Origin of the sequence: Rhodopseudomonas sp. BR0C11, assembly GCF_010820945.1 — a bacterium.
Lineage (GTDB): Bacteria > Pseudomonadota > Alphaproteobacteria > Rhizobiales > Xanthobacteraceae > Rhodopseudomonas > Rhodopseudomonas palustris_H.
The window spans coordinates 1-8,855 of record NZ_QTKI01000187.1 but is presented as its reverse complement, the minus strand read 5'-3'; the positions used below and the strand labels follow the sequence as shown (position 1 = coordinate 8,855).

Sequence of the window (8,855 nt, the reverse complement as noted above, 5' to 3'; positions counted from 1 at the left end):
GGCGATTTGCTGAAGGATCCGGACGGCTACGGCCGGCCCGGCGGGCGGATGCCGAAGGGTATCCTGCTGGTCGGTCCGCCCGGCACCGGCAAGACGCTGCTGGCGAAAGCGGTGGCGGGCGAAGCCGGCGTGCCGTTCTTCTCGATCTCCGGCTCGGAGTTCGTCGAGATGTTCGTTGGCGTCGGTGCCGCGCGGGTGCGCGATCTGTTCGAGCAGGCCCGCGCCAAGGCTCCGGCGATCATCTTCATCGACGAACTCGATGCGCTCGGCCGTGCCCGCGGCATCGGGCCTTACGCCGGCGGTCATGACGAGAAGGAGCAGACGCTGAATCAGCTCCTGGTCGAGCTCGACGGCTTCGATTCCTCGACCGGCCTGGTGCTGCTCGCCGCCACCAACCGCCCCGAAATCCTCGATCCGGCGCTGCTGCGCGCCGGCCGGTTCGATCGCCAGGTGCTGGTCGATCGCCCGGACAAGGCAGGCCGTATCCAGATCCTCGGCGTGCATATGACCAAGGCGAAGCTTGCCCCGGATGTATCGCCCGAGCAGATCGCGGCGCTGACGCCGGGCTTCACCGGCGCCGATCTGGCGAACCTCGTCAACGAGGCGACGCTACTGGCGACACGCCGCAAGGCCGATGCGGTGACGATGCAGGACTTCAACAACGCGATCGAGCGCATCGTCGCGGGCCTCGAGAAGCGCAACCGCCTGCTCAATCCGAAGGAGCGCGAGATCGTCGCCTATCACGAGATGGGACATGCGCTAGTGGCGATGGCGCTGCCCGGCGTCGACCCGGTGCACAAGGTGTCGATCATTCCGCGCGGCGTCGGCGCGCTCGGCTACACCATCCAGCGTCCGACCGAGGACCGCTTCCTGATGACCCGCGAGGAGCTGGAGAACAAGATGGCGGTGCTGCTCGGCGGCCGCGCCGCGGAAAAGATCGTGTTCGGCCATCTGTCGACCGGTGCCGCCGACGACCTGATGAAGGTCACCGACATCGCCCGGGCGATGGTGACGCGCTACGGCATGAGCGAACGGCTCGGCCACGTTGCGCTGGAGAAGGATCGCCGCTCGTTCCTGGCGAGCGACCAGCCGTATTACGGGCCGCAGGAGCGTAGTTACTCCGATGAGACCGCGGCGGCCGTCGACGACGAGGTCAAACGCATCGTCGATGCCACCTTCGATCGCACCGTCAAGCTGCTCGGCGAGCGCCGCGACCAGCTCGAACGCTCGGCCCGCCGGCTGATGGAGAAGGAGACACTCGACGAGCAGGACCTGCGGGCGTTTGCCGGCCAAGGTGCGCGAGTGCCGCAATCGCCGGCCGATGCACCGGCCTGAGCCAGTGCCGACACGACTGATTAGCGTCGGCCGCCCGAGAACATCGGCGACTCGCCCGGCAGCAGATTGGAGCGGATGTCGCTGTCGGTGGTGCCGTTGTACTGGGTGTAGCCGGCCGACAACGACAGGCTGACGTTCGAGGTCGGCTTGATCTCGATTCCGGCGTTGACGGTGGTGGCCGCGGTGTTGCTGCTGGCGAAGCCCGGCGAGGTCAGCGAGGTGAAAACGTCGGGCTTGTACTTCAGGCTGTCGACGCCGCCGAACAGCGTCACCGGCATGTCGCCGACGCCCTTGAAGCGGTAGCCGTATTGCGAGCCTTCGGACGCGAGCGAGCCGAAATTGCCGAATGCGCCGGCGCCGCCCGGGCTGTTCCAGCCCAAGCCGCCGGCCAGCGGTGTCACCGGAGCGCTGTAGCTCCGTGCCACGAAGCCGCTGCGCAGCTCGCCATTCTCATCGGTCTCAGCAGTGAAGCCGGGGACGTCGCTCCAACTCAGCGCTTGCCAGCTCTCGGTCGCGCCGCCGCCGAAGCCGAACGGCCCGCCGGGCACCCAATAACGGATCGGTGCCACCTGCGCCTGGGCGGACGCTCCGGCGAGGAGCATCGCGGCGAGGGCGAGGCCGCACCGGGCGGCGACAGGAGAGATCCGGATCTGCGTCATCGGGCGGATTATACGGTCGTGGACGGGGCGGGGCCAGCCGGTTCTGCGGATCGCCGCAGCGCCGAGTTCCGAACCCCATCAGCCACTGGATGACGGCGGCAGCGTGGCGGCCGGCTCATTCCGGCAGGTCGGAGAACCGGGTCAGCCAGATCACCGGCGGAATGCTGGCGGCGACGATGATCAGAGCCGCCAGCGCGCCGTCCTCGAAGCTGCCGCGGCTGGCGTATTGGTAGATCGAGGTCGACAGGGTCTCGACGTTCAGCGGTCGCAGCAGCAGCGTCGCCGGCAGCTCCTTCAGGCAATCGACGAACACCAGGATCGCCGCGCCGACCAGCGCCGGGCGCAGCAGCGGCAGGTCGATCTTCCAGAGCGTGACGAGGCGGCCGGCGCCGGCGGCCCGGGCCGAATCGTCGTAGTCGCGCGGGATGCGGTCGAACCCGGCCTTCAACAGCCCGGTCGGCACCGCCAGGAAGCGGATCACATAGGCGGCCACCACCGCCCCGCCGGTGCTCATCAGGATCAGGCCGGGCGACGGATAGCCGAAGGAGCGGAAGATGTTGGCGACCGTGCCGTCGATCACCAGCACCGGGGTCAGCAGCCCGAGCGCCAGCACCAGGCCGGGCAGCGTGTAGCCGAGCTGGGCGACCGCCATGGCGGCGCGCGTCATGCGGGCCTCGCGCCAACGCGCGGCCAGCACCACGATCAGGCCGAGCCCGAGTGCGATCAGGGTTGCGAGCGCCGCGAGCGTCACGGTGTGCAGGGCGTCGCGCCACAGCGCCGGGTCGATCCCGATCGACAGGCTGCGGCGCAGGCTTTCGCCGATCAGATAGGCGGCCGGCAGCACGAAGCCGAACAGCGGCGGCAGCAGACAGGCCGTGGTTGCGAGGCCGCCCTTGAGGCCGCGCAGCCGCGTCCGCGACCGCAGCCGCGGGCTCTCCGCCGACAGCTCGACGCTGGCGTTGCGCCGGCCGATGCGCTCGATCGCGATCAGCAGCGCGGCGAAGCCGAGCAGCACCAGCGACAGCTGCGCGGCGCCGGCGAGGCTGCCGCGGTTCAGCCAGGTGTTGAACACCGACACGGTGAGGGTGCGGACGCCGAGATATTCGGAGGCGCCGATGTCGTTCAGCGTCTCGAGCGCGGCAAGCGCCACGCCGACTGCCAGCGCAGGCCGGGCCATCGGCAGCACCACTCGGCGCAGGATGGTGAAGCGGCCGGCGCCGAGCGTCCGGGCGGCCTCGATTGCATCGGTCCCCTGCGCCTGAAACACCGCGCGGGCCGACAGATACACGTAAGGATACAGCACTGCGGCGAGCAGCAGCATCGCGCCGGGCAGCGACCGCATCGGCGGCAGCCATTGCACCGCCTGCTCGGCCGGCATCGTCAGGCTGAGCGCGCGATGCACCAGCCCGAGCGGCTCGAACAGATCGACATAGACGTAGGCCGACAGATAGGTCGGGACCGACAGCGGCAGAGGTAGCAGCCAGATCAGCGCGGAGCGGCCGGGAAAGTCGTGCGACGACACCAGCCAGGCCGTAGCGGTGCCGATCAGCAGCGTCAGCGTGCCGACCCCGGCGATCAGCAGCGCGGTGTCACTCACCGCGCGCGGCAGCACATAGGCGATCAGATGCGACCACACCTCCGGCGCCGGCTGCAGCGCGATCAGCATCAGGCTGATCACCGGTGCGGCGACGAGCAGGGCAGTGAGGAGGGCGAGACCGAGGACGACGAGTTCGGTGTCGGACGCACTAGGCGCCGTCCTCATGGTGAGGAGGCGCGCAGCGCCGTCTCGAACCATGAGGACGTGATCTTTGGCTTCATCCTTCGAGACGCCCGGCTTCGCCCTCAGGGCTTCGCCGGGCTCCTCAGGATGAGGGAAGTCTGCCTGCGGTGGAGGTGTGATGACGTTCAGTTGTCGAATCCGACCTTGTCGACCAGCGTCGAGGCGGCCTTGCGGTTGGCGGCGATCTTGGCGATCGGCAGCGGATCCGGCTTCAGCTTGCCGTAGCCGGCGATGATCGGGTTGAGCGGCACGCCGGCGCGGATCGGATATTCGTAGTTGGCGTCGGCGTAGATCTGCTGCGCTTTCTCACCGGCGAGCCATTCGATCAGCTTCACCGCGTTGGCCTTGTTGGGCGCGTGCTTGGCGAGCACCACGCCCGACAGATTGACGTGGGTGCCGCCGCCTTCGAACGTCGGCAGCACGACGCGGGTCACGTCCGCCCAGGCCTTCTTGTCGGGATCGTTCAGCATCAGCGCCCAGTAGTAGGTGTTGCCGATGCCGAGATCGCATTTGCCGGCCGCGACGTCGCGCGCGGTCTCGCGGTCGCCGCCGGACGGCTTCTGCGCCAGATTGGCCTTCAGGCCGCGCAGCCATTCCTCGGCCTTGGCCTCGCCGTGCTTGGCAACGTAAGCGGCAAACAGCGCGTTGTTGTAGATGTGCTGGCCGGAGCGGATGCAGATCTTGCCCTTCCACTTCGGGTCGGCCAGCTCCTCATAGGTGATCGCGTCCTGCTTGACGCGATCCTTCGAGGCGTAGATCACCCGCGCCCGCATCGAGATGCCGGCCCACTGGCCGTTCGGATCGCGGAACTGCGCCGGCACGATTTCGTCGATTACGGTGGAGTTGATCGGCTGGCTGATACCCGCCGCTACCGCGTCGTCGATCCGGCCGATGTCGACCGTCAGCAGCACGTCGGCTGGGCTGTCGGCGCCCTCGGCCTTGATCCGCTGCTCCAGGCCCGAGATCACGTTGACGGCGATTCCGGTGTCCTTGGTGAAGGCATCGAACAGCGGCTGCACCAGCTTGGTCTCGCGGTAGGTGTAGACGTTGACCTGCTCGGCGGCCCCGGCGGCGAACGGCACGAAAACGGCGGCAAGTGCGAGGGCAGCGGCACGGAAACGGCTCATACGGCGGGCTCCTGACGAAAATCGAGAACGCTTGTCAGTAGCTCAGGCCATCAGGGCAGTGCAGCGGCGCAATGTCGCGATTAGAACTATTCCAGCCGGGGGCGCGGGCGGCGCCCGTCAGCGCAGCTGCTCGGCCAGCATGTCGCGCACCTTGCCGACCAGCGCCGGCTCGTCACGGCGCGGCGGAACCAGGCTGAATTCGACTTCGGGCAGCGGTGGCAGCCGGTCGCCCGCGGCCAGCACCACGGCGTCCGCCGGCACGGCCGACGCGTTGAGGCAGGTCAGCCCGAGGCCGGCGGCCAGCGCCAGGTGCAGTCCGCCGACGCCGGAGGCCGAGTGCATCACCGTATGCGGCAGCCGGTGCGCCGTCAGCGTGCGCGCGATGAAGCGCTGAAGCGAGCAGGTGTCAGGCAGCACGACGAGCGGCAGGACGCCGTCGTCGGGCATCACGAACGAGCGGTCGGCGACCCACAACAGCGGCTCGCGCCGCAGCTTGATCCGCTTCGCCGCGCTCCGCCGCGACGGACGGTCGAGAATCGCCATCGACAGGCCGATGTCGAACTCATCGGAAACCGCGGTCTCCTCGATCAGCGCGCTCTTGCGGATCGAGACGTGCAGCCGCAGATGCGGAAACTGGTCGCGCACGCGGCGCAGGATGCCGGGCAGCGCGCCCGGCCGAAAGTAATCGGTGATCGCGAGCCGCAGTTCGCCGGCGAGCTGGGCAGCGTGCATGTCCCGATAGGCGGCATCGCTCAGCGCCAGCAGTTGGCGGGCGTGTCCGATCAGACGTTCGCCGGCGGGAGTGAGGCTGGCGCCGCTCTTGCCGCGGCGAAACAGCGGTTGCCCGCACATCTCCTCCAGCTTGCGGATCTGCTCGCTGACCGCCGATTGCGACCGGCATAAGCGCGGCGCCGCCGCCGACAGGCTGCCGGTCTCGGCCACCACCACCAGCGCGTTGAGGAGATCGAGGTCGAACAGCCGGCTCATCATCCACCCGAAAATCAGATGGATGATATCGTATCTTCCCGTTTTTCAGGAGGAAAGAGACCGGGCATGATCGGCATCGACATCCACCACCAGAAAGCAGCGGACATGCCCGGCATCACCCTGACGGTTTCCCTCTCCCTCGACCCGGCGCTGACCGGACGGCTCGCTGCCGCGGTCGCCGAACTCACCTGCCGGGTGCTGCGCAAGGAACTCGATCGCACGGCAGTGTTCATCCGCCATCATCCGGCCGATCAGTGGTTCATCGCCGGCCGTGCGCTCAGCGATTGGCGCAAGAACGCGTTCAAGCTCGAGGTGACGATTACCGACGAGACCAACACCAAGGCGGAAAAGGCCGCGTATCACCGCGACGCGTTTGCGCTGCTGTCAGAGCTGATCGGTGACCTGCACCCGCACTCGAACATCCACATCATCGACTGCCGGGCGGCTGCCTATGGCTATGGCGGGGTCACGCAGGAGGCGTATGCGTATCGCGCGCCGGGCTGACAGCGGCCGGCGCGGCAACGGCTTCAGAGCAGCAGGTTGCCTGCACCGTTCTGGCAGGCCGGGCATTTGCACGCATGGAAATTGACTTCGGCGGCGACGTATTCGGCGCCACAATGAATGCAGGCGATCTTCAGATGCGGACGTCGATCAGCGCTGCAGCTGGCCGCCCGGGCGACCAGATACTGACCGAGTGCATTCTGGTCGCCTTCGGCGACATGATAGTTCGCACTCACGAGCATCCCCCGGATTGTGCATGTGCGAGATAGTCTAGCACACAGCCCTCGGGGGAATGCAATTCGAATAGCTGCAATCGAATCGCGCAATTCGGTGGCGCAGCGGTGTTGTAATGCCGAGAGTGAATCAAACCTTGCACGAATGGTATTCAGGCCATGAGGTCCGATCCATAACGGGGCTAACGCCGCCCCGCCTGCGCGCCGTTGGCATTGCCGTTGTCGTCGAGCGCGCGGCGCAGCCGGCGAATGATCACGCTGCGCGCGCGCTCGTCAGCGGCGGCTTCGACGCTGGCGTTGATATCGAGCAGCAGCTTCGACATCTCGTTGTGCCAGTCGAGCTTGACCACTGATTCGGGCTCGAGCCGCCGGCGATGCTTGCCGGCCTGCGTGGTCGGAACCGGGGTGGTGAGTTCGTAGACGTCATCGAGCACAGGCTGAAAGATCTTCGCGGCCGGCAGTACGCCGCCGCCGAGCCGTTCCGCCAATGCGGCGATCGCGGTTTCCTCACCATGCGCGAGAAACAGCCCGCGATCGATCGGTCGCCGTTCGGTGATCCAGCGCGTCAGCTCGCCGGCGTCGGCATGGCCGGAGTAATCGTCGATGCGGCGGATCTTGGCTTTGACGCGGACTTCCTCGCCCATGATCCGCACCGCCTTGGCGCCTTCTTCGAGGAAGCGGCCGAGCGTGCCGTTGGCCTGATAACCGACCAGCAACACGGTGCCGGTGGAGCGGCACAGCCAGCGCTTGAGATGATGGCGGATGCGGCCGGCATCGCACATGCCGCTCGCGGCAATGATGATGTGGAAGCCATTGAGCTTGGCGATCGCCTTGCTCTCTTCCACCGTTTCGGTGAAGCGCAGATGCGGCGAGGCCAGCAACCGTTCGACATCGACGTCTTCGTCGAGATCGGCGGCATGGCGGCGGAATACTTCGGTGGCGCGGATCGCCAGCGGCGAATCCAGGAAGATCGGCGCGCTCGGGATCGTTCCCTTCTCCATCAGGTCGATCAGGTCGACGATCAGCTCTTGGGTGCGCTCGACCGCGAATGCCGGAATCACCAGGGCGCCGCGCGCCGCCGCGGCGGCGTTGACTTCGGCGGCGAGCCGCTCGTGGCGGAGTTTCGGCGAGGTCGGCTCGCGCACGCGGTCGCCATAGGTCGACTCGCAGATCACGTAGTCGAAATGCGCAGGCGCTTCCGGATCGGGCTGCAGCAGCTTGCCGTCGGGGCCGATATCGCCGGAGGCGAGCAACCGCAGCGCCGATGACGAGCGACCCTCGCCGTCGATCTCGATTTCGATCGAGGCCGAGCCGAGCAAATGACCGGCGTTCCAGAATCGCGCGCGCACGCCGGGGAGGACGTTGACCCAGCTCTGGTAATCGACCGGATAGAACGACGACAGCGTCGCGATCGCGTCGGCCTGGGTGTAGATCGGGCTGACTTCGGGCTTGCCGCGCGCGGCGTTGCGGCGGTTCAGCATCATCACTTCGGACTCCTGGATGCTGCCGGCGTCAGGTAACATGTAGGAGCACAAATCGATCGTCCCGCGGGTCGCCAGGATCCGTCCCTTGAAGCCCTCGCGCACCAGCTTCGGCAGCAGACCGCTATGATCGATATGGGCGTGCGTCAGCAGCACTGCATCGATCTCGGACGGGCGGAACGGAAACGCGCCGTAGTTCAATTCCTTCAGCGTCTTGTGGCCCTGGAACAGGCCACAATCGACCAGAAAGCGTTTGCCCTTGGTCTCGAATAGATAGCAGGAGCCGGTGACGGTGCGCGCAGCGCCGCAGAATCGGATGGTGACACTCATGCGCGGGTCTCCTGAATGGTCGTGCCGATCTCGGCTCGCAGCGCCTCGACGAACAGATCGTCGAGTGTGATCGCGTTGGTCGGGTGCGGCACGGAGTGGGTGGAGCGGATGGTGCAGATGCCGGCGGCGGCGAAGTCGCGCAGCATCGCCGGGGGAAACAGCGCGTGGGTGATCACGGCGTCGACAGACGTTGCGCCGGCGCCGAGCAGCGCGCGCGTGCAGGCGATCAGCGTGCCGCCGGAGGAGACGATGTCATCGACCAGCAATGCCGGCCGACCCGCGACCGCGCTGGCATCAGCGAACGCGATATCGACCGACCGGTCGCCATGGCGGATCTTTTGCGCGACTGCGGATCGCGTGCCGATCAGTTTGGCGAGCGCATCCACCCATTGCTGGGATTCGGAATCCGGTCCGACCACCAC

General features: G+C 67.2%; 9 protein-coding genes. 2 read left to right on the top strand and 7 right to left on the bottom strand.

Features of this window, described 5'->3' with window-relative positions:
• The coding region (gene ftsH, locus DYI24_RS15190) for an ATP-dependent zinc metalloprotease FtsH (protein ID WP_164572880.1) at positions 1-1,335 on the top strand (1,335 nt) is incomplete at its 5' end.
• 20 nt (positions 1,336-1,355) lie between these two features.
• Here the strand turns inward: ftsH and DYI24_RS15185 are convergent.
• From DYI24_RS15185 to DYI24_RS15170, 4 genes are all read right to left on the bottom strand, one after another.
• On the bottom strand, positions 1,356-1,994 hold the full coding sequence (locus tag DYI24_RS15185; RefSeq protein ID WP_164572879.1) for a hypothetical protein: 639 nt from the start codon (positions 1,992-1,994) through the stop codon (positions 1,356-1,358).
• Between the two features lie 115 nt (positions 1,995-2,109).
• The gene (locus tag DYI24_RS15180; RefSeq protein ID WP_164572878.1) at positions 2,110-3,756 is read right to left on the bottom strand and encodes an ABC transporter permease; all 1,647 of its coding nucleotides are present in this window, start codon (positions 3,754-3,756) and stop codon (positions 2,110-2,112) included.
• Positions 3,757-3,899: 143 nt separating this feature from the next.
• A complete protein-coding gene (locus DYI24_RS15175) occupies positions 3,900-4,901 on the bottom strand; it encodes a Fe(3+) ABC transporter substrate-binding protein (protein WP_164572877.1) in 1,002 nt (333 codons plus the stop codon).
• A 117-nt stretch (positions 4,902-5,018) separates the two neighbouring features.
• Positions 5,019-5,888 carry a LysR family transcriptional regulator gene (locus tag DYI24_RS15170; RefSeq protein WP_246701267.1) on the bottom strand — a complete coding sequence of 290 codons (870 nt, stop codon included), beginning with the start codon at positions 5,886-5,888 and terminating at the stop codon, positions 5,019-5,021.
• Between the two features lie 66 nt (positions 5,889-5,954).
• On the opposite strand from DYI24_RS15170, the gene DYI24_RS15165 reads away from it, so the two are divergent.
• Positions 5,955-6,392 (top strand): tautomerase family protein, encoded by a 438-nt coding sequence (locus tag DYI24_RS15165; protein WP_246701266.1) that lies wholly within the window; start codon positions 5,955-5,957, stop codon positions 6,390-6,392.
• A gap of 23 nt (positions 6,393-6,415) precedes the next feature.
• On the opposite strand, the gene DYI24_RS15160 is transcribed toward DYI24_RS15165, so the two are convergent.
• From DYI24_RS15160 to DYI24_RS15150, 3 genes are all read right to left on the bottom strand, one after another.
• The gene (locus DYI24_RS15160; protein WP_107345766.1) at positions 6,416-6,631 is read right to left on the bottom strand and encodes a hypothetical protein; all 216 of its coding nucleotides are present in this window, start codon (positions 6,629-6,631) and stop codon (positions 6,416-6,418) included.
• Positions 6,632-6,804: 173 nt separating this feature from the next.
• The gene (locus DYI24_RS15155) at positions 6,805-8,433 is read right to left on the bottom strand and encodes an MBL fold metallo-hydrolase (RefSeq protein ID WP_164572875.1); all 1,629 of its coding nucleotides are present in this window, start codon (positions 8,431-8,433) and stop codon (positions 6,805-6,807) included.
• Positions 8,430-8,855: phosphoribosyltransferase family protein (locus tag DYI24_RS15150; protein ID WP_283810861.1), on the bottom strand; the 426-nt coding region annotated here is incomplete at its 5' end. The genes DYI24_RS15150 and DYI24_RS15155, both read right to left, overlap by 4 nt.

Excerpts from the sequence above, each read along its gene's own strand:
- DYI24_RS15160 (WP_107345766.1), bottom strand. The coding sequence starts at position 6,631 with ATGCTCGTGAGTGCGAACTATCATGTCGCCGAAGGCGACCAGAATGCA.
- DYI24_RS15170 (WP_246701267.1), bottom strand. The coding sequence starts at position 5,888 with ATGAGCCGGCTGTTCGACCTCGATCTCCTCAACGCGCTGGTGGTGGTG.
- DYI24_RS15155 (WP_164572875.1), bottom strand. The coding sequence starts at position 8,433 with ATGAGTGTCACCATCCGATTCTGCGGCGCTGCGCGCACCGTCACCGGC.
- DYI24_RS15185 (WP_164572879.1), bottom strand. The coding sequence starts at position 1,994 with ATGACGCAGATCCGGATCTCTCCTGTCGCCGCCCGGTGCGGCCTCGCC.
- DYI24_RS15175 (WP_164572877.1), bottom strand. The coding sequence starts at position 4,901 with ATGAGCCGTTTCCGTGCCGCTGCCCTCGCACTTGCCGCCGTTTTCGTG.
- DYI24_RS15165 (WP_246701266.1), top strand. The coding sequence starts at position 5,955 with ATGATCGGCATCGACATCCACCACCAGAAAGCAGCGGACATGCCCGGC.
- DYI24_RS15180 (WP_164572878.1), bottom strand. The coding sequence starts at position 3,756 with ATGAGGACGGCGCCTAGTGCGTCCGACACCGAACTCGTCGTCCTCGGT.